This is a genomic window from Pseudomonas sp. PAMC25584 (assembly GCF_058135675.1).
Window position 1 is genome coordinate 5130564 of record NZ_CM176870.1, and the last position, 25442, is coordinate 5156005.

Below are 25442 nucleotides of genomic sequence, written 5' to 3' on the forward strand. Positions count from 1 at the left end.
AACCACCCTGCACAGAGCTTTCAACCCTATGCCTCACGCCGGCACCTTGCCCGACGTCCTCGCCGGCCCGCTGCTGCGGCGCCTTGAACCCCAGCGCCTGGTGATGTGGCTGGTGGGGACCCGGGAACTGCCTTTGAGCCTCAGGCTGCACGTCGCCGAGCAGACCCTCGATATCTCACTGGACCAAGGCCAGTGCCAAATCGTGCCGGTGGGGCGCCAGGCCTTTATCCACTTGATCGACGTCCCGTTGGACGACGCCCTGCCCCAGAACGTGGTGATCGGCTATGACCTGCTGATCGATGGCCGCGGCATCGCCCAATGGGCACCGCACCTGCTCTATTGCGACGCGCAATCGCCGAGTTTCGTGCTGCATAGCCGTATTCATCAATTGGTCCACGGCTCCTGCCGCAAGCCCCATCACCCGGCGGACGAAGGCTTGCTGTGCGTCGACCGCCTGCTGGCCGACGCCCAAACCCCAGCGCAACGCCCGGCGTTGTTGATGATGAGCGGCGACCAGGTGTACGCCGACGATGTCGCCGGGCCGATGCTAAGGGCGATTCACGGGCTGATCGCGCGCCTGGGGCTGTTCGACGAATACCTGGAAGGCGCCGTGGTGGACAACAGCGCCAGCCTCTATGGGCATCACGCCAGTTATTACCATCGGGCCGAACTGCTGCCCGCGCTGGACAGCAACGAGACCCTGCGCGAGCGTTTTTTCGGCGGTGTGAAGAAGCCGATTTTCACCAGCAGCACCGCCGACAATCACCTGGTGACCTTCGCCGAAGTGATAGCCATGTATTTGCTGGTCTGGTCCCCCACACCCTGGACGCTGATCACACCACAACCGCCGCAACTGAGCGCCGACGCGCAACAGCGTTATGCCCGTGAGCAGGTGCAGATCGATCAATTCCGCAACGGCCTGCCCGGCGTTGCGCGGGTGCTCGCCCATCTGCCCACGTTGATGATCTTCGACGATCACGACATCACCGACGACTGGAACCTCAGTGCCCAGTGGGAAGAAACTGCCTACGGCCATCCGTTCTCCAAACGCATCATCGGTAACGCGTTGCTGGCTTACCTGCTGTGCCAGGGCTGGGGCAACCAGCCGGATGTGTTTGCCAAGCTGATCGGCCAGACACAGGCGCTTGCCGCCCAGGCGCACGACAATCATCTGAACGCGAGCGCGCAGGATGAACTGCTCGAAACGCTATTGACCTTCCAACAGTGGCATTACGTCCTGCCGACCAGCCCCGCGCTGGTCGTGCTCGACACCCGCACCCGGCGCTGGCGCAGCGAATTCAACCTCAAACAACCATCCGGCCTGCTGGACTGGGAAGCCTTGAGCGAACTGCAACAGGAACTGCTGGACCACCCGTGCGCGATCATCGTCTCCCCCGCGCCGATCTTTGGCGTCAAGCTGATCGAGACCGTGCAAAAAGTCTTCAGTGGGTGCGGCTACCCGCTGCTGGTGGACGCCGAAAACTGGATGGCGCATCGCGGCGCCGCCGAGGTGATCCTGAATATCTTCCGCCACTCCCGCACGCCGGGTAACTACGTCATCCTCTCGGGCGACGTACACTATTCGTTCGTCTACGAAGTGCTGATCCGTCATCGCAACGCAGGCCCCAAGCTCTGGCAGATCACCAGCAGCGGCATCAAGAACGAATTCCCACCGCGCCTGCTGGAATGGTTCGACCGCCTCAACCGCTGGCTCTACTCGCCGCGTTCTCCGCTCAACGGGTTCACCCGCCGCCGCAACATGCAGGTGGTGCCGCATATCCCGGAACACGCGCAAGCCGGTGAGCGCTTGTGGAACTCGGCGGGGATCGGCCAGGTGTTTTTCAACGAGCAAGGCCAGCCTGAAGCGATTTACCAGCACAACGCCGATGGAAAGGCACGGACGAGGATGCTGGCGCCTAGGTAATAGCCTATCGCCACACGCCCTGAAGCCGCAAAGCCTCTCTATTCAACGCGTGCAAGCCCCGTTGTACAGTAGCGCCAGCCACGGAGTATCGGCGGGAATTTGAATGGCCTTCTGGGCCTGCCCACGCAGGAAGCACACACATGGACGATACATCCGGCAACAAACCCTCAACTGACCTCAATGCCGACATTCTGCATGCGATCATGGAACTGGTCAGCGACGGAGTCTGGGACTGGAACGCGAATACCGGGTTCGTTTACCGTAACCCGGGCTGGTACGAAATGCTCGGTTACCCCAGCCACTCCCTGGAGAACAGCGTGTTCACTTGGGAGAACATCCTCCACCCCGACGACTACCTCCGGGTGATGACGCTGTTCGATGACTACATCAACCGTCGCTCGCCCCATTACCAGACCGAATACCGCTGCCGCAAAAAAGACGGCAGCTACCTGTGGATCGAAGACCGCGGCTATGTGGTTGCGCGTAACCTCGACGGCTCGGTGGCGCGCATGGTCGGCGCCCACCGCGACATTAATACGCGCAAATGCTCCATCGAACAGCTCGAACGGCGTAACCAATCGCTTGAAGCCTTGGTTGCCGAACGCACACGCGAGTTGTCACGGGTCAATCAGCAACTGCAATTGCAACTGGACGAAAACCGCTCACTGGCCGAGCGCGACGCCCTGACCCGCGTGGCCAACCGTTATCGCCTGGAGAAAGTGCTGCTGGAAGAATGCGACCGCGCCGAACGTTTCCGCCTGCCGTTGGCGCTGCTCGCCATGGATATCGATGATTTCAAGCCGATCAATGATCGACACGGCCACGGCGTCGGCGACAAGACCTTGGTGAGCGTCGTGGAGAGCCTGGAATCCTGCGTGCGCCCCGGTGACTTGCTGGCGCGTTGGGGGGGCGATGAGTTTGTGGTGGTGCTGCCCAAAAGCACCCTGAATACAGCGAAAGCCCTGGCCGAGCGCATTCGCCAAAAAATGACCGCGATGCCCGCCGTGGGTGACTTCAAAGTGACCCTGAGCCTGGGGGTGGTGGAGCGTCTTGCGGGTGAAACCCCCGCCGCGCTGATGGCGCGGGCCGATCAGGCGCTGTATCGGTCCAAGGCAGCGGGGAAGGACGTCGTCTCGGAATAAATGCACGTTCACATGTGGGCGCTGGGCTTGCCCGGCTCCTACATTGAGTGCGCGGGGTTTGTTGCCCCGAACAACCTGCTGGCAACCGCTCCTTCCGATTTGGAATGACCCGGCGACTTTATTTCGTTTGCGGCACAGCCTGGCTCGCGGCTTAGATAAAAACAAGCCCGCCACTGCCGAGTCCGAGATTCATGAGCCGCGAAACCATCAGCCAGTCGATTTCCATCGTTCACCCCATCAGCCTTAGCCACGGCAAGAACGCCGAGGTCTGGGACACCACGGGCAAGCGCTACATCGACTTTGTCGGCGGCATCGGCGTGCTCAACCTCGGGCATTGCCACCCGGCGGTGGTCGAGGCAATTCGCCAGCAGGCAACCCAACTGACCCACTATGCCTTCAACGCCGCACCGCATAGGCCTTACATCGAGCTGATGGATCGTCTGAGTACGTTTATCCCGGTGGACTACCCGGTCAGCGGCATGCTCACCAACAGCGGCGCGGAAGCCGCGGAAAACGCCTTGAAGATCGTGCGCGGCGCCACCGGCCGCACTGCGGTGATTGCGTTCGACGGCGCGTTCCACGGCCGCACGCTTGCCACCCTCAACCTGAATGGCAAGGTGGCGCCCTACAAGCAAAAAGTCGGTGTCCTGCCGGGCCCTGTGTATCACCTGCCCTACCCGAGCGCAGACAACGGCGTGACCTGCGCCGAAGCGCTGAAGGCCATGGACCGCTTGTTCAGTGTGGAAATCGACGTCAACGATGTAGCCTGCTTCATCATTGAGCCGGTGCAGGGCGAAGGCGGTTTCCTCGCGCTGGATATCGAGTTTGCCCAGGCCCTGCGCCGTTTCTGCGATGAGAAAAATATCCTGCTGATCGTCGATGAAATCCAGTCCGGTTTCGGCCGCACCGGCCAGCGTTTTGCCTTCTCGCGCCTGGGCATAGCGCCGGACCTGATCCTGCTCGGCAAAAGCATCGCCGGCGGTGTGCCGTTGGGCGCCGTGGTGGGGCGCAAGGCATTACTCGACAACCTGCCCAAAGGCGGGCTGGGCGGCACTTACTCCGGCAATCCCATCGCCTGCGCGGCGGCGTTGGCCACCCTTGAGGTGATGACGGATGCACACTTGCAGGCCTGGGGATCGCAGCAGGAAGAGGCCATCCTGCGCCGCTACGAAACCTGGCGCGCGCAAGGCCTGTCGCCTTACCTGGGCCGACTGACCGGCGTCGGCGCCATGCGAGGCATAGAGCTGGCCCACGCCGACGGCACGCCCGCGCCCCAGCAACTGAGCCAATTACTGAGCCTGGCGCGGGACGCCGGTTTGCTGCTGATGCCCAGCGGCAAGTCGCGGCACATCATCCGTTTACTGGCGCCGCTGACCACTGAGCCAGCGGTGTTGGAGGAAGGCCTGGACATCCTCCAGGCGTGCCTCAAGCAACTGGGCTAGTAACGCGCATCCTGCGGCTTGCCGCCGTTGGGCCAGTCTTTGACCTTGTCCGGGAAATCCGGGCGAGGTTGCCCCGAGAAATACGCCGCGACGTCCACCGCTTCCTGGTCGGACAAACCACCCTGGCCCAACGGAAATTGCTCGTGGAAGCCGATCGGCATGTTGCGTTTGACGAACGCCGCCGCCGTGTAGGTGCGCGCCATGCCGGCACCGATATTGAACGATTGGTCGCCCCACAGCGGCGGGTACACCCGCTCGCCGTCGGCACGCGCCAGGCCCTCGCCATTGTCGCCATGGCACACCGCGCATTGCTTGGCGTAGACCGCCTTGCCGTTGGCCAGGTCGGGTTTGATCGCCGCGTCGACTTTTCCTACGCCGCGCCCGGCCACCTTGTCTTCGGGGCGGGTGTTGTTCTTCATCCAGTCGAAGTACGCGACCATCGCCTGCATATCGGCTGATTGCGGCGGCAACGGTTTGCCGTTCATCGAGCGGCGGAAGCAGCCGTTGATGCGCTCTTCCAGGCTCACCACCTTGCCCGCGCGCGGTGCATAACTGGGGAAGAAGGCCGACACGCCAACGAAGGGCGAGCCGTCCGCCACCGTGCCGGCGTTGAGGTGGCAACTGGTGCAATTGAGCGAATTGCCCACGTTGGCGGGCAGCAATTCCTTGGTTTGCAGGTGCAGGCGCATGCCGCGGACCACCTGGTCGGCGTTCGGCGCGGCGAGCAGGTCGGCCAGGCGCGGGGTTACGAAGGCAGTTGAGTCGGTCGTGGTCGGGTTGAGCTGGTCACGCAACGTCTTGACCTGCGCGGCACTGATCGGCGTGCCCTGGTTACCCCAGCGTGTGCGCACAAAACTGAGAATGTCGGCGACTTCCTGGTCCGCCAGCCGGGCAAACCCGGGCATGGTGTAGACCCGTGGGTAGGTGGCTGTTTGTGCGGTCTGCCAACCGGTGAGGGTAATGTGCAGCAGCGATGTCGGGTCGTTCGAGGCGATGCTCGGGTTGCCGGCCAAAGGCGGGAACAGACCTTTCACACCCCCGCCGTCGCTGCGGTGGCAGTCGCTGCAGAACTGCATATAACCCAGGCCGCCACGGCTGGTGAACAGGTCGGCGGGCGGCACCGCCGGTGCGCGGGCCAGCGACGGCATCGGCAGATCGTCCTCGCCTGGCGGCAGGGATTTCAAATAGCGGGCAATCGCGGTCAGGTCGTCGTCACTGAAATGCTGGGTGCTGTGGTGAATCACATCGGCCATGTTGCCGGCGACGGTGGCAAAGCGGTTCTGCCCGGTTTTGAGCAGTTGCACGGTGTCTTCCACGGTCCACAGGTTGCGCAGGCTCAGGGCGCGCCAATGCTCGACGGTTTCGCCGGCCAGGTAATGCTGGCCGCTGCGCCCGTCATCGCTCATGGCTTTTTCCTGGAAAGCGATGCCGCGTGGGGTGTGACAGGAGCCGCAGTGGCCCAAGCCCTGGACCAGGTAGGCGCCACGGTTGAGCTGCGCGTCACGGCCCGGGGCCGGCTGGAACGCTTGCGTGTCGAGGAAGGCGAAGTTCCACAGGGCCAGGCCCCAGCGCTGGTTGAACGGGAAGCCCATGTCCGCCTCGAGGTTGGCCTCTCGCACGGGCTCTACGCCTTGCATCAGGTAGGCATACAAGGCGCGCATGTCCTCCTCGCTCATCTTGGCGTAGGACGGATACGGCATCGCCGGGTACAGGTTCATACCCGCAGGTGTGACGCCTTCACGCATGACCCGGTCGAACTGCTCGAAGCTGTAGGCGCCAATGCCCGTCTCGCGGTCCGGCGTGATATTGCTCGAATAGATCGTGCCCATCGGCGTGCTCAGCTCCAGCCCGCCGGCCATCGCCTTGCCTTGCTTGGCGGTGTGGCAGGCGATGCAGTCGCCCAATTGCGCGACATATTTGCCGTGTTCGATCAGCAGGGTATCAGCGGAATTTGCGTGCAGGGGTAGCGTCAGGCAGAGCATCGCTCCCAGCATGGCCACGCGTGACAAAGAAAGCGCCATTGCATTTGTCCTTTAATAGCCTGGCGTGGGGATGTCCCCCCGGCGCAGGTCTGTGTTCGTTTTTATAGGTTCATCAGACCTCTGTGTTGTAACGGGTTTACCGCTGTGGGCTTTTGATGTGGGTCAGGCTCAAACCGTAAGGGTGCCGCCAACTGACCGTTGATAAGGAAATCCTTGAACACATGTACGTATTCCTGTACGTTTCGTACCATCAAGCGAGGACATACCCATGGAAACAATCAACTACACCAATGCCCGTGCCCATCTCTCCGAGACAATGGATCGGGTTAATGACGATCACATCCCGTTGCTGCTCACCCGGCAAAAAGGTGAGCCCGTGGTGATGATCTCGCTCTCGGAATTCAATGCCCTTGAAGAGACGGCCTACCTGCTGCGCTCGCCAAAAAATGCTGAACGCCTGATCAACTCGGTCAACAGCTTGAGAGCGGGCAAAGCCAAAGCGAGGCGGCTGATTGAGGAATGAAAATACTCTTCACCCCTGAGGGCTGGGACGACTATCTCTGGTTTGAGCAAAACGACAAAGCCGGACTCAAACGTATCAATTTGCTGATCAAGGCGATACAAAGAGACCCATTTGACGGCGTGGGCAAACCCGAACCACTCAAACACAACCTCAGTGGCTTCTGGTCTCGGCGAATCACCGCCGAACATCGATTGGTCTATGGCATAGAGGATGATGAGGTTCAGATCTTGATGTGTCGTTATCACTATTAACGGGGAATACCTGTTGAAGCCGACTGCCCTGATCCGCGCCTGAAAATATCCGACGTTTTTCTGCACGGAAGCACACCATGCTCGACATCCTCCAAGGCACGCCCGTTTGGGTATACGCCGTTTACCTGTGGATTTGTTACTACGGGATCAAGGCCTGCCTGGGTGGCCGCGAGAATCGGCGGTCATTGATGATCCTGTCGGCGGTGCTGGTGGTGTGGTCGCTGATATCGCTGGCACCGTCGATGCTGTCGAGCGGTGCCTGGGTGGGCGGCGCGGTCATCGGCAGTCTGCTGGGCATGCTGTTGTTTAATGCCAACGGCGCCCGACTGGAAACCGATGGCGACACGCTGGTGCTGCCGGGCACGTGGAAAACCCTGTTGATCTCGCAGCTGTTCTTCGCGGTGAAGTATTACTTCGGTTACCAGCAGGCCGTGCATCCGCTGTTGCTGAGCACGCCATCGATGCTGGCCGCAGTCGGTGGCGCATCCGGTTTGACCGTAGGTCTGTTTTGCGGGAGGGCAATCACGCTGCAGCGGGCGCTGGCTGCCTTGCGTCGCAATAAGGGCATTGTGCTGCCTTGACCTGATCCCCCTCCCCGCCGAAAATGCCCGACGCTTTTTTGTCCCTGTTTACTGAAGTAGTGAAATTTCAATGTCCGATTCCTACACCGCAGAATCCGCCGCAGAATCCGTAGTCGCCTTGCAATCCAAAGCTGAATACGAAAACGCCATCAATCTTTCACAGCATGTGCCAGCGGCCAAGATCATCAGCGAGATGGTGCTGGACGCATTCCATACCTCCAAGGAAAGCGACCAGATCCGCGAACTGCGTGTGGCCATCCGCGAGGCCCAAGACGCCTTCGATGACGACAAGGCCTACGACCTGATGGGCCAGCTCAAGCAGCTCAAGGACGCCGAAGCCGCCGACAACATCGCACTGGAAGACCTCAGCAGCCAGTTTTCCATCAGCCGCATCCTGTCCAGCTTCAAGGACGACCCGCAGTTTCAGGAGCTGGTCTATGGCCTGGCCCTCAAGGTGCTGAACCAGTCCCACCAGGCCATCAGCAACCCAAGCGCCGGCAAGGGCAAGGTCGCTCGACCGAAGAAAGAAGCCGAAGTGTTTGTGATCAGCAAGGACGGCATCAGCGTCACCCTGCCGCTGCGCACGCCGCGCTCGAAGCTCAACGTCGACCGTGAAGCGTTCGAGTTCCTGGGTTTCAGCTTCGTGGGTGAAGGCGATGACGCCGAGCTGGAGGTTGAGAGCTTTGTGGATAACGCAGGCGCTGAACAGCCACTGAGCCGCAAGAGCGTGATCACGGCGTTGCAGCAGCAGACCGCATTTGATGGGTATAGCATCGCGCAGCAGTAGTACCGCTGTATCGCTGAACCCAATGTGGAATCGTCGCACCGCCCCTCCCACATTGGGTTTGTGTCGGGTTAAACGCTGCGCTGGACCTGCGCCGCAAACACCTCACGAAACCGCTCCATCTCGCGCTTGTTCCCTACTGTCACCCGCACCCACTGCGGCCAGCTCTTCCACACGCGGCCAATCATCACCCCTTGCGCGGCCAGCTTCTCTATCACCTGCTCCGCTGGTTGCTTCACATCGATCATGAAGCAGTTGCTTTGCGACACCGTGCAGGTGAACCCACGGGCCTTGAGCCAGGCGACGGTTTCCTCGCGCAGTTGCGCGTTCAGGGCCTTGCGTTGCGGCAATAGCTTGATGTCTTCGAGGCTGGCCCGCGCGCCGAGCAAGCCGCTACCGGCGGGGACGTTGTCACCACCGAACACCGCGAGGCGTGCCAGCAACGCCGGGGCGCCAATCGCCAGGCCCACGCGCGCGCCAGCCATGCCGTAGATTTTCGAGAAGGTGCGCAGCACCAGCAGGTCGTCGTGTTCCTTGACCCAACTGACACAGCTGGGGGCGTCGGCGAAGTCGATGTACGCCTCGTCCACCACCAGCACGCTGCCTTGGGGTTTGTTCGCCAGTGCGTGGCGGATGGCCTCGGTGGGGGTCAGGGTACCGGTGGGGTTATTCGGGTTACACAGGTAGAGCATGCCCGCCTGGGGATCGGCGGCAAGCATCGCGGGGATGTCGTGGGCGTGCTCGGCTGTGAGGCTCACTTCATGTACCGACGCCCGGTTCGACTCGGCCGCCTGGCGCGGCACTTCGTAGGACGGCGCGGCCATCACCAGGCCGCGGCTTTCGCCGGTAAACGCCAACACGGCATAGCGCAGCGCCGCCATGGAGCCGGAGAACACCGCCACCTGGTCCTCGGCAATCCCCTGCTGCTGGGCAAACAGCGCGGCCAAGGCGTACATGTGGCCGTAGGGATAACGTCCGGCCGTGGCAATCGCACCCTGCATCGCCTCACGGGCGGCGCCCGAGGGGCCGTAAGGGCTTTCGTTGTAGTTGAGCCGCACCTTGTCAACCTTTGCCGGCGGCGGGCTGGCGACCGCCCAGTCCAGGCGCCCCAGCAGGGGCAAGGCCGCGCCCAGGGCGAGAAGGGAGCGACGACTAACGCTGACCATGGTGACAACTCCTTGTAGGCGGGTGATGGATTCGCACAGTTCATACACAGGGGTATGACGAGAAAGGCCCCGGCCGATTTAACCCCGCGCCCAAGAAAAAGCCCCGCGCTTCTCACGAAGGCGGGGCTTGTTCACTGCTTGGAACCACTCAGGGCGCGTAGGTCAGCAACAGCTCTTTGGGCACTTGGAAATCCAGGGACATCATCACGCTGAGCGCGGTGATGGTGAAGATCGAGAACACGAACAGCTTGCGCGCCCAGACGGTGTCGTCCACCGCCTTGTAGCCGGTCCAGGCCATGTACAACCAGTACATGCCCATGGCGGCGGCGACGGCAAGGTAGCTCATGCCGGCGTAGCCACTGAAGGTCAACATCAAGGTCGCCACGAGGAAGGCCAGGATGTACAGCAGGATGTGTTTCTTGGCCACCTGGATGCCACGCTTGACCGGCAGAACCGGAATCGACGCAGCCAGGTAGTCGTTGAAACGGAAGATCGCGATGGCATAGGAATGCGGCATCTGCCACAGGCTGAACATCACCAGCAGCACCAGCGCGGCCATGTCGAAGCTATTGGTCACAGCCACATAACCAATCACCGGCGGCATCGCCCCCGACAGACTGCCCACCAGCGTGCCGTGAACCGACTTGCGCTTGAGGTACAGGCTGTAGAGGCCGACGTAGATGACAAAACCGATCACGGCAAACAGTGCCGCCAACGGATTGGCCACCTTGTACAACAACACCACGCCGGCAACACCCAGGACGGTCGCGAACAGCAGGGCCAGTTTCAGGGAGATAAGGCCCTGGACCAGCACGCGATTCTTGGTGCGTTCCATCTTGATATCGATGTCGCGGTCAATGCAGTTGTTGAAGACACAACCGGAAGCTACCACCAGGGACGTGCCGATCATTGCTGCCAGGAAGATGGCCAGATCGACATGTCCCTTGGAGGCCAGGAAGAAGCCGCCTGCCACAGAAAGCACGTTACCGAAAATGATCCCCGGTTTGGTGATTTGGATAAAGTGCTTAAGCGACATCGGGTCTTACCTCACTTCGCCATCATGAAGGTGTGGATGCTGAACATGATCCACAGCGACAGACCAACCAGCAGAACGATCACCAGGCCTGCGAACACAAACGCAATCACGTTCTCGCGCTGAGCCTCGGAGCGGTCCAGGTGCAGGAAGTACACCAGGTGAACCAGGACCTGAATCACCGCAAACGCCAGGACGATCATCAAGGTGATCGACTTCGGCAAGGTTGGGTACATCACCAGGCCGAACGGGATCAGGGTCAGGATGACCGACAGGATGAAGCCGATAGCGTAAGTCTTTACGCTGCCGTGGCTCGCATCATGGCTGTCATGGGAGTGTGCATTAGCCATTACAGAGTCCCCATCAAGTAGACGACGGTGAATACGCAGATCCAGACCACGTCCAGGAAGTGCCAGAACAGGCTCAGGCAGTTCAGGCGAGTCTTGTTGGTGTTGGTCAGGCCGTGTTTATTGACCTGATACATCATCACCGCCATCCAGATCAGGCCAGCCGTCACGTGCAGACCGTGGGTCCCCACCAGCGTGAAGAACCCCGACAGGAAGCCGCTGCGGTGCGGGCCGAAGCCTTCGGAGATCAGCAGGTGGAACTCGTTGATCTCCATGCCGATAAAGCCCAAGCCGAACAGGAAGGTCAGACCCAACCAGGTCAGTACGCCCTGCTTGTTGCCCTTGTAGAAGGACAACATGGCGAAGCCGTAGGTGATCGAACTGAACAACAGCAAGGCGGTTTCGCCGAGCACGTAAGGCAGTTCGAAGATGTCGTGGCCCGCCGGGCCACCCGCTACGTTGTTTACCAGTACCGCGTACACCGCGAAGATCGACGCAAACAAGATGCAGTCGGTCATCAGGTAGAGCCAGAAACCGTAAACGGTTACCGGGCCCGAGTCGTGGTGATGGTCATCGTGCCCATGATCATCGACATGGGCGTGTCCAGCATTGGTCACTAAGTTCGACATGGTTTAAGCCTGTTCCAACGAGGTTTCTACACGGTTGGCCGGGATCTTCTTCTCGGCCACCAGGCGAGCGTGCTGCTCGGCTTCGATGCGCTCGATCGTTTCGACCGGCACCATGTAGCCTTGATCATCACGTGCAGCGTGGACAATGAAGTAGCCGATGGTGCCCACCAGGCTCACGATTGCCAGCCACCAGATGTGCCAGATCATCGCGAAACCGAACACGGTCAACAGCGCACCCATCACCACGCCAGTGGCGGTGTTGTTTGGCATGTGGATCGGTTCGTAGTGCTTAGGCTGCTGGTACGCAGTACCGTCTTCCTTGGCTTCGGTGAACGCATCGATGGTGTTCGCAGTAGGAATCACGGCGAAGTTGTAGAACGGTGGTGGCGACGAAGTCGACCATTCCAGGGTGTGGCCGTTCCATGGATCGCCCGACTCGCACATGTTCTGCTTGCGATCACGCACGCTGACATACAGCTGGATCAACTGGCAGGCGATACCCACAGCGATCATCAACGCACCGACCATGGCGACGTACAGGTACGGCACCCACTCAGGGTTGGTAGTAGCGTTCAGACGACGGGTCATGCCCATGAAGCCCAGTGCATAGAGCGGCATGAACGCGACGAAGAAGCCCGAGATCCAGAACCAGAATGCTGCCTTGCCCCAGCCTTCGTGCAGCTTGAAGCCGAACGCTTTCGGGAAGAAGTAGCTGAAACCAGCGATGTAACCGAATACCGCACCGCCGATGATCACGTTGTGGAAGTGAGCGATCACAAACAGGCTGTTGTGCAGCACGAAGTCAGCACCCGGGATGGCCAGCAGTACGCCGGTCATGCCGCCGATGGCGAAGGTCACCATAAAGCCCAGGGTCCACAGAACCTGGCTGGTCATACGCAAACGACCGTGATAGATGGTGAACAGCCAGTTGAATAGCTTCACCCCCGTCGGGATCGAAATCAGCATCGTCGCCAGGCCGAAGAAGGCGTTGACGCTGGCCCCCGAACCCATGGTGAAGAAGTGGTGCAGCCAAACCATGAAGCCCAGTACCGAGATCGCGCCGGAAGCGTAGACCATCGAGTGGTGACCGAACAGGCGCTTGCCGGTAAAGGTCGAGATCACTTCGGAGAAGATACCGAACGCTGGCAGGATCAGGATGTACACCTCAGGGTGACCCCACGCCCAGAACAGGTTCACGTACATCATTGGATTGCCACCAAGTTCATTGGTGAAAATGTGGAAATCCAGGTAACGGTCAAGCGACAGCAGTGCCAGGGTAGCGGTGAGGATCGGGAACGAAGCCACGATCAGCACGTTGGCCCAGGTGCAGGTCCAGGTGAAGATCGGCATGTCCATCATCTTCATGCCAGGGGCGCGCATTTTCAGCACGGTGGCCAGGAAGTTGACCCCCGTCAGCGTCGTCCCGAGCCCTGATAGCTGTAGCGCCCAAATGTAGTAGTCCACACCCACGCCCGGACTGTACGCCAGGCCCGACAGCGGCGGATACGCAACCCAACCGGTCTTGGCGAATTCGCCGACGCCCAGGGACAGGTTGACCAGCACAACGCCGGATACCAGCAGCCAGAAGCTCAGGGAGTTCAGGAACGGGTAGGCAACGTCACGGGCACCAATCTGCAGCGGCACTGCAAGGTTCATCAGGCCGGTGAAGAAAGGCATCGCCATGAAGATGATCATGATCACACCGTGAGCGGTGAAGATCTGGTCATAGTGTTCAGGCGGCAGGTAGCCCGGCGAACCCTCGGTGGCCATGGCCAACTGGGTACGCATCATGATGGCGTCGGCAAAACCACGCAGCAGCATGACCATGGCAACGATGATGTACATCACACCGATTTTCTTGTGGTCGACCGACGTCAGCCACTCGGTCCACAGGTAGGTCCACTTCTTGAAGTAAGTGATACCTGCAAACAGTGCCAGACCACCCAGCGCGATCATGGCGATGGTCACCATCACGATCGGCTCGTGGAACGGGACCGCATCCCAACTTAATTTACCAAACATCGTTTACTCCTCTGCCCCAGCAGTTGAATGCGAGCCCGTGTCAGAACCTTCAACCGCAGCCACTTCTTTCTTCTCGTGCTTGACCGGCTTGCCTGGTTTCATGCCTTCGTACTTGTCGACGATCTTCTGAAACAGGTCCGGCGTGTACGCGGAGTACGAAGCGGCAGGGTTGTTCTGGCTTGGTTTGGCAAGGGCTTCGTATTCAGCTTGATCAAGCTGTTTAGGTGCGGCCTTGACTTCGGCTACCCAGGCGTCGAATTCTTCCTGGCTCGTCGAGATCGCTTTGAATTTCATGCCGGTGAAGCCAGCGCCGCTATAGTTGGCGGAGATGCCGTCCATTTCAGCTTTCTGGTTGGCCATCAGGTGCAGCTTGGTCTGCATGCCGGCCATCGCATAGATCTGGCCACCCAGGCCTGGAATGAAGAACGAGTTCATCACAGTGTCGGAGGTGATCTTGAAGTTAACCGGGGTATGTTCCGGGAACACGATCTTGTTGACGGTGGCGATACCCAGGTCCGGGTAGATGAACAGCCACTTCCAGTCCAGCGCGACCACTTCGATATTGATCGGCTTGGCGTCGGATTCCAGCGGACGGTACGGGTCCAGTGCGTGGGTGGACTTGTAGGTCACATAACCCAGGGCAATGATGATGAGGATCGGAACCAGCCACACCGCGATTTCAATCTTGGTGGAGTGCGACCACTTCGGCGCGTAAGTCGCGTTGGTGTTCGACGCGCGGTATTTCCAGGCGAAGGCGAAGGTCATGATGATCACAGGAACCACTACCAGCAACATCAGCAGGGTGGCGGTGATGATCAGGTTGCGTTCATCCAGACCGACCTGTCCTTTGGGGTCGAGCAAGGCCCACTTGCAGCCTCCCAGCATTAACATCATGCCAAGCAGCGGCAAAAAGCCTAGTAATCGGGGGTACCTGTTTTTACTCATCTCACGACCTCTAAAGCAGCTTGCGCAATGCAGTTGGGTTTTGATCGCCAACACTTCACCCTGCCAAGGGTTGGCATTTCTCTTCGATTGAATAAGAGCCTGCCCGTGCGCCCTGATTGGACGGTTAACGGACCTGCGGTGAGTTCTTATTCGATTTCGTGGTTAAAGGCCTTGTTACAGACCAATTCCATTTGGTGCGGATAGTTGAAAGGCTGCCGGAACCTGGGGTCGCACAGAGCCATCCATCTGCCCCTCGACCGCTCCAATGCTCAAAAGATTGAACAGCACCGGACATTCAGTGCGGGCGATTGTAGTTAGCTAGCGATGTATAAACCATGTCTTATAAAGAAATAATTTTTATCGATTCCAGCAATAATCCTTCACCTATTTTGCAAAAGTTCGCGATCTTATCGCGTTAGATTCTCAACAAAAACCACAAAAAATGCCGTGTTATAGGGCAAACTGCCACACCCCTTACCCCCTGTAAGGGCCTAAAAAACCGATCCAAGCCCCCATAAAACAAGGCATTAACAGATCACCGAAAGCCTCGAACCGCGCGCCATTCGCGGTGTCGATCAAACGATGAACTGACAGCACACATTCACGACCCGGGGCAAATTCAAGCGGCGGTTCAGCGGCTCAGAAACGTCCTGCAACGGCGTCTGTGTGACAACATGTCGCACGCTGCACACCGTCAAAATTGTCCCGCGTCACTGTCCCTTCATTAATCCCTACAAACAAAAACGCCCCGGCGTTCCCTTGAGAAGGACCGGGGCGTTTCAGTGAACGACTCAGGCTTTGCGTTGGCGATTGCGATAGATACCCAGGGGCACCAGGATCACCGTCAGCACGAACGCCACCAGCGCCCATTGCGCCAGTGACAGGCCGAGCACCGGCGGGTAAGGCGTGCTGCAGAAGCCATCGACCTGGAAGACCAGTGGAAACACCTTCGCCAGGGGCAGGCCGTCAACGATCGGTTGCAGCACATCCACGCCGCAACTGACCTCGGGGAAGAACTGGGTGTACACATGGTGGCCGGCAGCGGCCACGCCGCCCAGGGCACTGAGGACCACCAAGCCTTCAAACAGCGTGATCGCGCCTTTGCTGCGCATGGCCGCACCGATAAACGCAAAGACCGCAATCAACAGCAAGGCGTAGCGTTGCAGGATACACAGCGGGCACGGCGCCTCGCCCAACACCACCTGCATGTACAGCGCACCGCCGATCAGCGCCAGGCAGATGATGCCCAGCAACGCCAGAAAGCGCCGTTCCCTGCCCAAACGCAATTCGTCACTCATCTCCGTATCCCTTTGTTTGATTGTGCCAATGGCCGCAAGTTTACACACAGAGAGTGGTTTAAACAGAGAGGGGTTAACAGGGGGTTAACAGGGGATTAATCGGAGGGAATGGAGCACTAAATGTGGGAGGGGGCTTGCTCCCGATAGCAGTGTGTCAGCTACAGATAAGCTGACTGATCCAACGCTATCGGGGGCAAGCCCCCTCCCACAGTGTGAACAGTGTGAACCTTTAGGTGGTTATTCCAGGGCGGCGGCCGGGCCGAAGAATTCGTAGCGGCTTTGTTTTTCGGGTACGCCCAAGGCTTTGAGGTGGCGCTTGATCGCGGCCATGAAGCCTTTAGGGCCGAGGAAGTACGCATCCAGGTCGCGCTGCTCGGGCAACCACGCCGCGAGTTGTTCCTGGCTCAGCAGGCCGAGCGTGTCCGCCGCAGGGCTCACGCCATCGTCCTCGGCGTAGCAGTAGAAGCGCTTGAGCTGCGGATGCTGGACCGCCAAGGCGTCCACCCACTCCCGAAACGCATGCACCCCGCCGTTACGCGCACAGTGGATAAAATGCACCGGGCGCTGGGTGGCCAGGGCCGCTTCGAGCATCGGCAGCGTTGGCGTAATGCCCACCCCGCCGCTGATCAGCACCAGCGGTTTATCGCTGGCCACCAGGGTGAACTCGCCCGCTGGCGGAAACAGGTCGATCGTCGCGCCGACCTGCAGTTGATCATGCAGGTAGTTGGACACCCGCCCACCGGCTTCGCGCTTGACGCTGATGCGGTATTGGCCGGCATCGCTGAGGGCCGACAAGGAATAGTTGCGGCGCACTTCTTCGCCATCGAGCAGCAGCGTCATACCCATGTACTGACCGGGCGCAGCAGCGAGGATCGGGGCGTTGTCCACCGGGGCGAAATAGAAGGAAGTGATTTCGGCACTTTCTTTCACGCGCTTGAACAGCTTGAATGACCGCGCACCACGCCAGCCACCGGGCGCCTGGGCCTTCTCGTCATAGATCGCAGCTTCGGCGCCGATCAGGATATCCGCCAACTGGCCGTAGGCCGCTCCCCAGGCGCTCATCACCTCGGGGGTGGCAATCTCGCTGCCCAGCACTTCGGAAATCGCACGCAACAGGCAGGCACCCACGATCGGGTAATGTTCCGGCAGGATCTGCAAGGCCACGTGTTTGTTGATGATCTTCGCCACCAGGTCACCCAGTTGATCCAACTGGTCGATATGCCGCGCATACATCAACACGCCATTCGCCAGGGCGCGGGGCTGGTCGCCGCTGGCCTGGTGCGCCTGGTTGAACAGCGGGCGGACCTCCGGGTATTCGGAGAGCATCATGCGGTAGAAATGGGTGATCAGCGCTTCGCCGCCGCTTTCCAGCAGGGGCACGGTGGATTTGACGATGGCACGGTCTTGGGCACTAAGCATGGAGCCTCCTGGGCTTCTTTACTGATTGCCTTGAGGTAATCAGCATTCATGCCAACTAATAAATCGTTAAATTTCAACCAGTTAAATTAAACATAGTCAGTATGACTCCTACGCAATATAGTCATAAGGACTACAAGGAGTCATTATGACTGCGCAATCGCTGCTCACCACCCTGCTCCCCCTGGTCGCCGACCTGTCCCGTGAACTGCCCGAAGGCGAGCGTTACCGCCGCCTGCTGCACGCCATGCGCGCCCTGCTGCCGTGCGATGCCGCCGCACTGTTGCGCCTGGACGGCGAGTCGCTGGTGCCGCTGGCCGTGGACGGCTTGAGCGCCGATACCCTGGGCAGACGCTTCAAGGTCAGCGAACACCCGCGTTTCGCCATACTGCTCAGCAGCCCCAGCCCGACGCGTTTCGACAGCGACAGTGAATTGCCCGATCCCTACGACGGCTTGGTGGACGGCCTGCACGGGCACCTCGAAATTCATGACTGCATGGGCTGCCCGCTGTTTGTCGATGACCAACCGTGGGGCCTGCTGACCCTGGACGCCCTCGACCCCGAGCGTTTCGAACGGGTCGAACTGGATGCGCTGCAGGCCTTCGCCAGCCTCGCCGCCGCCACGGTCAACGTCGCCGAACGCATCGAGCGCCTGGCGTTGCGTGCCGAAGACGAGCACCAGCGCGCCGAAATCTACCGCCAGGCCAGCGGCCAGCAGCACAAAGAGATGATCGGCCAGAGCAAGCCCCACAAACGCCTGGTAGAAGAGATCAGCCTGGTGGGCGGCAGCGACCTCACCGTGCTGATCACCGGCGAAACCGGGGTCGGCAAGGAGTTGGTGGCCCAGGCGATCCACGCCGCGTCGTCCCGTGCAGACAAGCCGCTGATCAGCCTCAACTGCGCCGCCCTGCCGGAAACCCTGGTGGAAAGCGAGCTGTTCGGCCATGTGCGTGGCGCCTTCACCGGCGCGTCGAACGAGCGCCGCGGCAAGTTCGAACTGGCCAATGGCGGCACGCTGTTTCTGGATGAAGTCGGCGAGTTGTCGTTGACGGTGCAGGCCAAGCTGCTGCGCGTCCTGCAAAGCGGCCAACTGCAACGCCTGGGCTCGGACAAGGAACATCAGGTGGACGTGCGCCTGATCGCCGCCACCAACCGCGACCTGGCTGAAGAGGTGCGCAACGGCCGCTACCGTGCCGACTTCTACCACCGCCTCAGCGTCTACCCGCTGCAAGTGCCGGCGCTGCGCGAGCGCAGGCGCGATGTGTTGCTGCTGGCAGGGTTCTTTCTCGAACAGAACCGTTCACGCATGGGCCTGGGCAGCCTGCGCCTGACCAGCGACGCCCAGACGGCATTGCTGGCCTACAACTGGCCGGGCAATGTGCGCGAGCTGGAACATTTGATCGGACGCAGCGCACTAAAAGCCCTGGGTAACTGTCGCGAACGTCCGAAGATTCTCAGCCTGAGCGCCCAGGACCTGGACCTGCCCGACGTCAGCGCAGCGCTGATCGAACCCCCACCCGAAGTAGCCACCATCGCCAGCGGCGACCTGCGCCAGGCCACCGAGCACTACCAGCGCCAAGTGATCAACGCCTGCCTGGAACGCCACCAGCACAACTGGGCCAGCGCCGCCCGTGAACTCGGCCTGGACCGCGCCAACCTAGGCCGCATGGCCAAGCGCCTAGGCCTCAAATAACCCAAATCACCCAATCAAACCCAAACCCAACCCCAAAAATGCAAAAAATGCAAAAAATGCAGGAAATGCAAAAAATGTGGGAGGGGGCTTGCCCCCGATAGCGGTAGCTCAGCGACAAATAAGTGACTGACCCACCGCTATCGGGGGCAAGCCCCCTCCCACCTAAAGCAACCCCCTCCCACCTAAATCACCACCCCACCACCTTAAACACCCCTCCCACCTCAGACCTGCTTCGCCCTGAACCCCGGGTCCACCGGCAAAACCACCTTCCCCCTACGAAACACCAACACATTCCCCACCATCACCAACACCAACCCCGCCAACGCCGGCGCAGTCCACTGATACCCCTCGACAAACGCCGACACATTCAGCGCCACCACCGGAAACAACACCGTGCAATACGCCGCCCGCTCAGGCCCCATCCGCCCCACCAACGTCAGATACGCCGTAAACCCAATCACCGAGCCCGGAATCACCAAATACCCCAACGCCCCGATATACCGCGCACTCCAATCCATCTCGAACGGAATACCGCGCACCACACAATAGGTCGCCAGCATCAAGGCCCCATACGCCATGCCCCAGGCATTGGTCGTCAACGGCCGCAACCCCGCCTTCTGCTGCAGACTCGAAAGCATATTGCCCGCCGAAAAACACATCGTCCCCAGCAGCGCCAGGCCCAGCCCGAGCAACGTCTGCGGGCTGGCGGTGTGCCCCGCCAGCTCCGGCCAGAACAACAGGCCCAACCCCAACAAACCAAGCCCGCCGCCCATCAACACATTGCGCGCGACCCGCTGGCCAAAAAACACCCGCGCATTCAGGGCATTCCACAGCGTCGCCGTGGAAAACACCACCGCCACCAGCCCGCTGGGAATCCACTGGCTGGCCGTGAGAAAGCACATGAAATTCACGCAGAACAGGCACAAGCCCTGGGCCAGGCAGATCAGATGCCCGCGCCGGTTCATCACCTGCAACTTGCGACTGAGCAGCAACAGCGCAAACAACACCAGCGCCGCCAGGCCGAAGCGATAGACGATCGACACGGGAATCGCCACCACGCCCAGTTGCCACTTGAGGGCGATCCAGGTGGTGCCCCAAATCAGCACGGTGAGTAAATACAGGAAAAGGTTCATAACAGGCTCCGCTGGTTGAGCCACAGTGTCACCTTCAACCCCAGGCCGGCACTTGCAGATTCTTGCGCTTTTGTCGCGCGGCGGGCTCACAGCACCAGCGGCTCGGAGTAGGATGCAAGGCGTCGGAGAGTACACACCATGTCAACGCTGGAATCCCTGCAAGTCTTTCAAGCCCTCAACCGCTCGCCCCATGCTCGCCTCGAAGCCTGCGCCGAGCTCGGTGACGGCTTGTCTGCGGCGCTGTGGAGCAACCACCACGATTCCCAGGATTACCAGGCACCCGGCCATCACACCTTGTCCTGCTACATCGGCGGCGGCACCGGCACTTTTCGGCGCGACCAGCCGGGCACCAAGGGCGGGCCCGACAAGTTGTGCATCCTGCCGGCCGAGCATCAGTCGGCCTGGGTGATCAACGGCGACATCCGCCTGGCCCATGTGTATTTCAGCCAGGCGCAATTCGCCTTGGGCTGCATCACCCTACTCGACCGCGAACCGCGCGCGCTGCAGTTGCAGGAAAGCACCTTCCTCGAAGACCCCAGCCAGGCGCGCCGCTTTCACCAGTTGATCGCCCTCAACTGGCACGAACCCGCCGAACGCCTGCTGACCAGTAGCCTGGCCCATGAAATGCTCAGCCACACCCTGCTCAGCCAAGTCGGCGCGCGCGACGGGCTGCGCTTGAAAGGCGGGCTGGCGGCGCATCAACGGCGCTTATTGGTGGACTACATCGAGCAGCACCTGGACGACCCCATCAGCCTCGGGCAATTGGCCGGGATGTGCGCGCTGTCGGAATACCATTTTGCGCGGATGTTCCGCCAGAGCTTCGGCCTGCCGCCCCATCAATACCTGTTGGCGCGACGCCTGGCCCGTGCGCAGAGCCTGCTGCGCAGTGGCAGCCTGCCCGTGGGTGATATCGCGTTGATGTGCGGCTTCTCCAGCGCCAGCCACTTCACCCATCGTTTTCGCCAGGCCATGGGCGCGACGCCCGGCGAATACCGTCAGGCGTTCTGCGCTTAACCCATCAAGCCCAACGTCTTGGCCTTGGCCACCGCCTGGGTGCGCCGCTCCACGCCGAGTTTGCTATGGATGCGCCGCGCATGGGTCTTGACGGTGTGCAGCGAGATAAACAACCGGTTGGCGATTTCCAGGTTGGAGTTACCGAGGGCGATCAGTTGCAGCACTTCCAGCTCGCGCTGGCTCAGCGGGTTGTCTGCCGTGCCTGTCGGCGAGGCCTGCGGCTCCAGGCCCAGCTCACTCAACAGCCCGGGCGAGCGTAAACGCAGTTCGCGAATGGCCTGCTGCACCTGGCAGCGCCCCGCCAGTTCCAGGCCATTTTGCAAGGCACGACGCGCCACCGCCGGCTCGCCCAGTTGCCAGGCCACCTCCCCCAGCACCAAGTGCAATTCGGCTTCCAGGCACAGCATGCCGCGTTGGCGGGAGGCGTCCAGCAGCGCTTCAAGCCGCGCCAGCGGTTGATCGACGACGCCCAGTTTGACCTCGGCCAACACCAACAGGTATTCAAGGCGCGGGATCAATTCCAGCGTGGCCGGCGGTGCCTGCTTGGCGCCTGGCCCACGGAAATGGCGGAGTACCCGGCGCACTGCTTCCATCGTCAATTCGGCGCGACCCTGCTGTAACCAGAAGTGCCCGCTGACCAGCAACAGCACCGCGCGGTATACCGTGTCCGGCACCTGGCGTTGCTGCATCAGGCGCTCGGCCTCGCGCAATTGGATAAAGGCCTGGGCGTAATCGCCACGGTTGGCCGCGAGCAACGCCAGGCCGAGAAAACCGTAGAGCACGCGCTTGTCCTGGCTGTGCAAACACATCGTCAAACCGGCGTCGAAACACTCGGCAGCCAAGGCATCCTGGCCTTGGCGCAGGGCCAGATGCCCACGCCGCAGGGCGATGCGTCCGACCAGCGGCTCGGCCTTCAGCCGCTGGTTGAGCAACATCGCCTGCACCTGCTCCAACAGGCTCTGCGCCCGATACGGTGCGCCACGCTGTTCGAGCAATTGAGCGTGATCCAGCTCCAGCAGGGCCTCGAGCAGCAGCGAACCGTGGGCCCGCGCCAGGCACAACGCTTCACGGTTCAGGGCTTGGGCCGCCTCCAGCTCACCGCGCAACAAGGCCTGCTGGGTCAACCCCGACAGGCACATCAAACGTGACGTCCACGCGCTGTCGGGCAATGCCTGCAACGCCTCGAAGAAATGCTCGCGAGCGCCTTGCGCATCGCCTGCCAGATGCAGCAACCACCCCCACTGCGCCTGCCAGCGCGCCAACAGAAGGCGTTGTTGTGCCGCCGACGGTTGCGGGGCGAAACGCGCCAGTTGGCCGATGCACAGCGCGGCCTGCTCGAAGCGCCCGGCGAACAGCAACGCGGCCGTGACCAGCCCCACCAACTGCGCGGAACAGAGCATCAGCTCATCACCCTGCTGCTCATGCAGGCGCAACAGCAGAGCGGCGTTCTGCTGGCGGAACAGGTCTTCGAAGCTGAAGTGCTGCAACAGGCTGACGGCCACTTCGTATTCTTCGGCCAGCAGCGCCTGCTCGAACGCGGCTTGCCAGTCACGCTCGGCGCTGAACCACTGACAGGCCCGTCGGTGCCAGGAGCGTTTGGCCGGCCAGGGTTCATCACGCATCAATTGCGCAAGCGGCGGGAAGACTTGCAGCCAGTCGGCGTCATCTTCCCAGGGCTGGATAAATGCGCCGAGCGCCTGCAAGTCCCGCAGGTACTGATCGCCATCGCCAAAACCGAACAGGTGCTCACACAAGCCCACATTAAAACGCGGCAAATGCGCCAGCACCCGCCAGGCTTCAACCAGCTCTGCCGGCAAGGTGCTGAACAGCTCGTGCTGCAGGTAGTCGAGCAAGGTTTTGTCAGGATGGCCGTCGCCGAGCAAGGCGATGCGCACCCCGGCGCACCAGCCGGCGCTGAACTGCATCACGCGCTCGACGCAGTGACCCGGCGCCTGGCCGAGCAGGGCCTGGACTTCTTCGGCGCTGAACATCAGCTCGGCCGCGCTGCACTCCAGCAGTTCATCGTCGAGCAACAGCCGCGGCCAGTTACACGCAGGACGCCGCCGCGCGCCCAGCCACCAGGTCAGCGAAGGGTGACTGGCGGTGAGCAGGCGGTCGAGCAAAGCGTCGAGTTCGGGCGCGGGCAGGCGGCTGAAATCATCGAGAAACAGCCACGCCGCCGTCTGCCAGCGGCCGAGATCCTGCAGCAAGGTGGCTTCATCGGTAAACGCCAGGCCCAGGTTGTGCGCCAGGCGCCTGCAGAAATCCACAGGGCTGAGCACCACGCCATTGAGCGGCAACCAGTACACCAGGCAACCCGCCGGCGCCTGCAAGGCACACTCGGCGAGCAGCGCGCTCTTGCCACTGCCGCCAGGGGCGCAGAGCAACTTGACCCGCGCCTGCGCCGCCAGCAAGGGCTCGGCCAGGCGCGGGCGCAACAGATGATGGGCGGACAGCCGGGGCATGAATCCAGGACGGTCCAGGCAACGTGTCATGGCGGTCATTGCTGCATCCTGCGTTTTTATTGTTATGCAACCTGACACCTACCCTAGCCCTGTGCTCGGCGATTATTGAAGAAGTATTCAGCGCAGTGATTAATAGCCATGCACAAAACCCAATGTGGGAGGTGGCTTGCCCCCGATGGCGGTGGATCAGTCAGCTATCTGTAGCTGACACACCGCTATCGGGGGCAAGCCCCCTCCCACATTGGGATTGCATTTCAAACAGGCATCAGCGCACGTCCGAAGGCATCAGCGCACGCCCGAAGCCCTCAACGCCGCCGGCGTGTAATCCGCCGCCTTGGCCGCAAACCCGAAGACGAAGCTGCTCTTCTCCTCGTTCTTCATGCCCAGGGCGATGTAGCGTCCGGCGATGAGGTCGTACAGGGTTTCCACGGTGTAGGCCGGCACCTGGTGGTCATAGTAGAACTGCGCATGGCCTTCGGCGACACGCCACAGTTGGCCGCGGCCGTCGTAGTGATCCACCAGCGCGACCTGCCAGCTGTCTTCGTCGATGTACATGTGGCGCTTGGCATAAATGTGCCGTTCGCTCGGCTTGACGGTGCCGACCACTTCCCACACGCGGTGCAGCTCATAACGGGTCAGGTCCTGGTTGATGTGCCCGGCCTTGATGATGTCGTCGTACTTGAGGCTCGGCGAATCGAGTTTGTAGCTGTTGTAGGGGATGTACATCTCTTTCTTGCCCACCAGCTTCCAGTCATAGCGATCGGGGGCGCCGGAGAACATGTCGAAGTTATCCGTGGTACGCAGGCCGTCGGACGCGGTGCCCGGGCCGTCGTAGGACACTTGCGGCGCGCGACGCACGCGGCGCTGGCCGGCGTTGTAGATCCAGGCCAGGCGCGGTTCTTTGACCTGGTCGAGAGTCTCGTGCACCAGCAGCACGTTGCCCGCCAACCGCGCCGGGGCCGTTACCGATTGCTTGAAGAAACTCAGCACGTTGGCGGCCTTGGCCGCGTCGATGTCAGGGATCGCCTGCGGTACTGCGACTTCCTCTTCAAAGCGGATCGGCGTGTAGCTGCCGTTCGTCTGCGGGGTCGCCTGGGTGATGATGCGCCGCAGGTTACCGCCGTGGTAACGGGTGATGTGGTTCCACAACACCTCCACGCCATTCTTGGGAATCGGGAAGGCGTAGTAGCGGTTGCCGGTGAAGTTCTCCAGGCCGTTACCGTCGTTGATCGCATGCACGTTCAGCGCGCTGCGCTTGATCGACTCGTAGATATCCGGCGGCAGGTTGACCGTGCGGTGGCTCGGGTACACCGGGATCTTGTAGGTCTCGGGGTAGCGTTTGAACATTGCCACCTGGCCGTCGGAGAGTTTGTCCTTGTACTTGTCGACCGTCGCGGCGGTGATCACGAACAGCGGCTTTTCATTGGCGAACGGGTCGGCGAGGAAGCCCTTGCTGTCCACCGCACCGGCATTTTTCGGAATGCCACCGGTCCAGGCCGGGATCGAGCCGTCGGCGTTGCCGGCTTTTTCCGCGCCGACCGGGGTCAGGCTGGTGCCGAGCTTGGCGGCTTCTTCGGGCGACACGGCCGCCATGACGTTGGCGGCCAACACGCTCAGGGCCATCACAGCAATCAACTTACGCATAGAGTCTT

At 61.1% G+C, this 25442-nt stretch carries 21 protein-coding genes and 1 pseudogene; 10 read left to right on the forward strand and 12 right to left on the reverse strand.

Annotated elements, in window-relative coordinates:
- The first annotated feature begins 28 nt into the window (after positions 1 to 28).
- The 3 genes from ACS5Q8_RS23965 to ACS5Q8_RS23975 all read left to right on the forward strand — a co-directional run bounded on the left by ACS5Q8_RS23965 (position 29) and on the right by ACS5Q8_RS23975 (position 4508).
- Entirely contained in the window at positions 29 to 1924 is a 1896-nt protein-coding gene (locus ACS5Q8_RS23965) for an alkaline phosphatase D family protein (protein ID WP_443693871.1), read from the forward strand.
- 140 nt (positions 1925 to 2064) lie between these two features.
- Positions 2065 to 3066 carry a sensor domain-containing diguanylate cyclase gene (locus ACS5Q8_RS23970; protein WP_443693870.1) on the forward strand — a complete coding sequence of 334 codons (1002 nt, stop codon included), beginning with the start codon at positions 2065 to 2067 and terminating at the stop codon, positions 3064 to 3066.
- A gap of 191 nt (positions 3067 to 3257) precedes the next feature.
- Positions 3258 to 4508 (forward strand): 2-aminoadipate transaminase, encoded by a 1251-nt coding sequence (locus tag ACS5Q8_RS23975; RefSeq protein ID WP_276194789.1) that lies wholly within the window; start codon positions 3258 to 3260, stop codon positions 4506 to 4508.
- Here ACS5Q8_RS23975 and ACS5Q8_RS23980 read toward each other — a convergent pair.
- A complete protein-coding gene (locus ACS5Q8_RS23980) occupies positions 4505 to 6529 on the reverse strand; it encodes a c-type cytochrome (protein ID WP_443693868.1) in 2025 nt (674 codons plus the stop codon). The genes ACS5Q8_RS23975 and ACS5Q8_RS23980 overlap by 4 nt on opposite strands.
- 229 nt (positions 6530 to 6758) lie before the next feature.
- Between ACS5Q8_RS23980 and ACS5Q8_RS23985 the strand changes: the two genes are divergently transcribed.
- The 4 genes from ACS5Q8_RS23985 to ACS5Q8_RS24000 all read left to right on the forward strand — a co-directional run bounded on the left by ACS5Q8_RS23985 (position 6759) and on the right by ACS5Q8_RS24000 (position 8632).
- Positions 6759 to 7013 (forward strand): type II toxin-antitoxin system prevent-host-death family antitoxin, encoded by a 255-nt coding sequence (locus ACS5Q8_RS23985; protein ID WP_276194791.1) that lies wholly within the window; start codon positions 6759 to 6761, stop codon positions 7011 to 7013.
- Complete coding sequence (locus ACS5Q8_RS23990) at positions 7010 to 7264, forward strand: Txe/YoeB family addiction module toxin (RefSeq protein WP_276194792.1); 255 nt, start codon at positions 7010 to 7012, stop codon at positions 7262 to 7264. Before ACS5Q8_RS23985 ends, ACS5Q8_RS23990 begins: the two co-directional genes overlap by 4 nt.
- A gap of 77 nt (positions 7265 to 7341) precedes the next feature.
- Positions 7342 to 7845 (forward strand): hypothetical protein, encoded by a 504-nt coding sequence (locus ACS5Q8_RS23995; protein WP_276194793.1) that lies wholly within the window; start codon positions 7342 to 7344, stop codon positions 7843 to 7845.
- A gap of 70 nt (positions 7846 to 7915) precedes the next feature.
- Positions 7916 to 8632: a hypothetical protein gene (locus ACS5Q8_RS24000; RefSeq protein WP_276194794.1), complete on the forward strand. Its 717-nt coding sequence runs from the start codon at positions 7916 to 7918 to the stop codon at positions 8630 to 8632.
- 68 nt (positions 8633 to 8700) lie between these two features.
- On the opposite strand, the gene ptaA is transcribed toward ACS5Q8_RS24000, so the two are convergent.
- From ptaA to cyoA, 6 genes are all read right to left on the reverse strand, one after another.
- A complete protein-coding gene (ptaA, locus tag ACS5Q8_RS24005) occupies positions 8701 to 9795 on the reverse strand; it encodes a pyoverdine biosynthesis transaminase PtaA (protein ID WP_465159493.1) in 1095 nt (364 codons plus the stop codon).
- A 148-nt stretch (positions 9796 to 9943) separates the two neighbouring features.
- Entirely contained in the window at positions 9944 to 10831 is an 888-nt protein-coding gene (gene cyoE / locus ACS5Q8_RS24010; RefSeq protein ID WP_276194796.1) for a heme o synthase, read from the reverse strand.
- A gap of 11 nt (positions 10832 to 10842) precedes the next feature.
- A complete protein-coding gene (gene cyoD / locus ACS5Q8_RS24015) occupies positions 10843 to 11178 on the reverse strand; it encodes a cytochrome o ubiquinol oxidase subunit IV (protein ID WP_276194797.1) in 336 nt (111 codons plus the stop codon).
- Positions 11178 to 11804, reverse strand: a complete 627-nt coding sequence (locus tag ACS5Q8_RS24020) for a cytochrome o ubiquinol oxidase subunit III (RefSeq protein WP_276194798.1) — start codon at positions 11802 to 11804, stop codon at positions 11178 to 11180. Before ACS5Q8_RS24020 ends, cyoD begins: the two co-directional genes overlap by 1 nt.
- A gap of 3 nt (positions 11805 to 11807) precedes the next feature.
- On the reverse strand, positions 11808 to 13826 hold the full coding sequence (gene cyoB, locus ACS5Q8_RS24025; RefSeq protein WP_276194799.1) for a cytochrome o ubiquinol oxidase subunit I: 2019 nt from the start codon (positions 13824 to 13826) through the stop codon (positions 11808 to 11810).
- Positions 13827 to 13829: 3 nt separating this feature from the next.
- The gene (gene cyoA, locus ACS5Q8_RS24030; protein ID WP_276194800.1) at positions 13830 to 14771 is read right to left on the reverse strand and encodes a ubiquinol oxidase subunit II; all 942 of its coding nucleotides are present in this window, start codon (positions 14769 to 14771) and stop codon (positions 13830 to 13832) included.
- Positions 14772 to 14798: 27 nt separating this feature from the next.
- Between cyoA and ACS5Q8_RS24035 the strand changes: the two are divergent.
- A pseudogene (locus ACS5Q8_RS24035) lies at positions 14799 to 15052 on the forward strand (hypothetical protein).
- 510 nt (positions 15053 to 15562) lie between these two features.
- Here the strand turns inward: ACS5Q8_RS24035 and ACS5Q8_RS24040 are convergent.
- Together ACS5Q8_RS24040 and hmpA are read right to left on the reverse strand one after the other, a co-directional pair.
- The gene (locus ACS5Q8_RS24040) at positions 15563 to 16069 is read right to left on the reverse strand and encodes a disulfide bond formation protein B (RefSeq protein WP_276194801.1); all 507 of its coding nucleotides are present in this window, start codon (positions 16067 to 16069) and stop codon (positions 15563 to 15565) included.
- 237 nt (positions 16070 to 16306) lie between these two features.
- Positions 16307 to 17488 (reverse strand): NO-inducible flavohemoprotein, encoded by a 1182-nt coding sequence (gene hmpA / locus ACS5Q8_RS24045; protein WP_426100199.1) that lies wholly within the window; start codon positions 17486 to 17488, stop codon positions 16307 to 16309.
- Positions 17489 to 17633: 145 nt separating this feature from the next.
- Between hmpA and norR the strand changes: the two genes are divergently transcribed.
- Entirely contained in the window at positions 17634 to 19178 is a 1545-nt protein-coding gene (gene norR, locus ACS5Q8_RS24050; RefSeq protein WP_465159494.1) for a nitric oxide reductase transcriptional regulator NorR, read from the forward strand.
- A 221-nt stretch (positions 19179 to 19399) separates the two neighbouring features.
- Here norR and ACS5Q8_RS24055 read toward each other — a convergent pair whose 3' ends face one another.
- A complete protein-coding gene (locus ACS5Q8_RS24055; RefSeq protein WP_465159495.1) occupies positions 19400 to 20311 on the reverse strand; it encodes a DMT family transporter in 912 nt (303 codons plus the stop codon).
- Between the two features lie 138 nt (positions 20312 to 20449).
- On the opposite strand from ACS5Q8_RS24055, the gene ACS5Q8_RS24060 reads away from it, so the two are divergent.
- Complete coding sequence (locus tag ACS5Q8_RS24060; RefSeq protein WP_247405561.1) at positions 20450 to 21325, forward strand: helix-turn-helix domain-containing protein; 876 nt, start codon at positions 20450 to 20452, stop codon at positions 21323 to 21325.
- Here ACS5Q8_RS24060 and ACS5Q8_RS24065 read toward each other — a convergent pair.
- Both ACS5Q8_RS24065 and ACS5Q8_RS24070 read right to left on the reverse strand, forming a co-directional pair.
- Entirely contained in the window at positions 21322 to 23829 is a 2508-nt protein-coding gene (locus ACS5Q8_RS24065; protein WP_465159496.1) for a LuxR C-terminal-related transcriptional regulator, read from the reverse strand. The genes ACS5Q8_RS24060 and ACS5Q8_RS24065 overlap by 4 nt on opposite strands.
- A 246-nt stretch (positions 23830 to 24075) precedes the next feature.
- A complete protein-coding gene (locus ACS5Q8_RS24070) occupies positions 24076 to 25434 on the reverse strand; it encodes a DUF1329 domain-containing protein (RefSeq protein WP_276194806.1) in 1359 nt (452 codons plus the stop codon).
- Positions 25435 to 25442 lie beyond the last annotated feature (8 nt).

Bases quoted from the DNA above. Each gene is read 5' to 3' on its own strand.
- ACS5Q8_RS23965 (WP_443693871.1), top strand. From the start codon at position 29: ATGCCTCACGCCGGCACCTTGCCCGACGTCCTCGCCGGCCCGCTGCTG.
- ACS5Q8_RS23985 (WP_276194791.1), top strand. From the start codon at position 6,759: ATGGAAACAATCAACTACACCAATGCCCGTGCCCATCTCTCCGAGACA.
- ACS5Q8_RS24070 (WP_276194806.1), bottom strand. From the start codon at position 25,434: ATGCGTAAGTTGATTGCTGTGATGGCCCTGAGCGTGTTGGCCGCCAAC.
- cyoB (WP_276194799.1), bottom strand. From the start codon at position 13,826: ATGTTTGGTAAATTAAGTTGGGATGCGGTCCCGTTCCACGAGCCGATC.
- hmpA (WP_426100199.1), bottom strand. From the start codon at position 17,488: ATGCTTAGTGCCCAAGACCGTGCCATCGTCAAATCCACCGTGCCCCTG.
- ACS5Q8_RS24020 (WP_276194798.1), bottom strand. From the start codon at position 11,804: ATGTCGAACTTAGTGACCAATGCTGGACACGCCCATGTCGATGATCAT.
- ACS5Q8_RS23970 (WP_443693870.1), top strand. From the start codon at position 2,065: ATGGACGATACATCCGGCAACAAACCCTCAACTGACCTCAATGCCGAC.
- ACS5Q8_RS24040 (WP_276194801.1), bottom strand. From the start codon at position 16,069: ATGAGTGACGAATTGCGTTTGGGCAGGGAACGGCGCTTTCTGGCGTTG.
- ACS5Q8_RS24065 (WP_465159496.1), bottom strand. From the start codon at position 23,829: ATGACCGCCATGACACGTTGCCTGGACCGTCCTGGATTCATGCCCCGG.
- cyoE (WP_276194796.1), bottom strand. From the start codon at position 10,831: ATGTCGCTTAAGCACTTTATCCAAATCACCAAACCGGGGATCATTTTC.
- cyoD (WP_276194797.1), bottom strand. From the start codon at position 11,178: ATGGCTAATGCACACTCCCATGACAGCCATGATGCGAGCCACGGCAGC.
- ACS5Q8_RS23990 (WP_276194792.1), top strand. From the start codon at position 7,010: ATGAAAATACTCTTCACCCCTGAGGGCTGGGACGACTATCTCTGGTTT.
- norR (WP_465159494.1), top strand. From the start codon at position 17,634: ATGACTGCGCAATCGCTGCTCACCACCCTGCTCCCCCTGGTCGCCGAC.
- ACS5Q8_RS23980 (WP_443693868.1), bottom strand. From the start codon at position 6,529: ATGGCGCTTTCTTTGTCACGCGTGGCCATGCTGGGAGCGATGCTCTGC.
- ACS5Q8_RS24060 (WP_247405561.1), top strand. From the start codon at position 20,450: ATGTCAACGCTGGAATCCCTGCAAGTCTTTCAAGCCCTCAACCGCTCG.
- ACS5Q8_RS24000 (WP_276194794.1), top strand. From the start codon at position 7,916: ATGTCCGATTCCTACACCGCAGAATCCGCCGCAGAATCCGTAGTCGCC.
- ACS5Q8_RS24055 (WP_465159495.1), bottom strand. From the start codon at position 20,311: ATGAACCTTTTCCTGTATTTACTCACCGTGCTGATTTGGGGCACCACC.
- ACS5Q8_RS23995 (WP_276194793.1), top strand. From the start codon at position 7,342: ATGCTCGACATCCTCCAAGGCACGCCCGTTTGGGTATACGCCGTTTAC.
- ptaA (WP_465159493.1), bottom strand. From the start codon at position 9,795: ATGGTCAGCGTTAGTCGTCGCTCCCTTCTCGCCCTGGGCGCGGCCTTG.
- ACS5Q8_RS23975 (WP_276194789.1), top strand. From the start codon at position 3,258: ATGAGCCGCGAAACCATCAGCCAGTCGATTTCCATCGTTCACCCCATC.
- cyoA (WP_276194800.1), bottom strand. From the start codon at position 14,771: ATGAGTAAAAACAGGTACCCCCGATTACTAGGCTTTTTGCCGCTGCTT.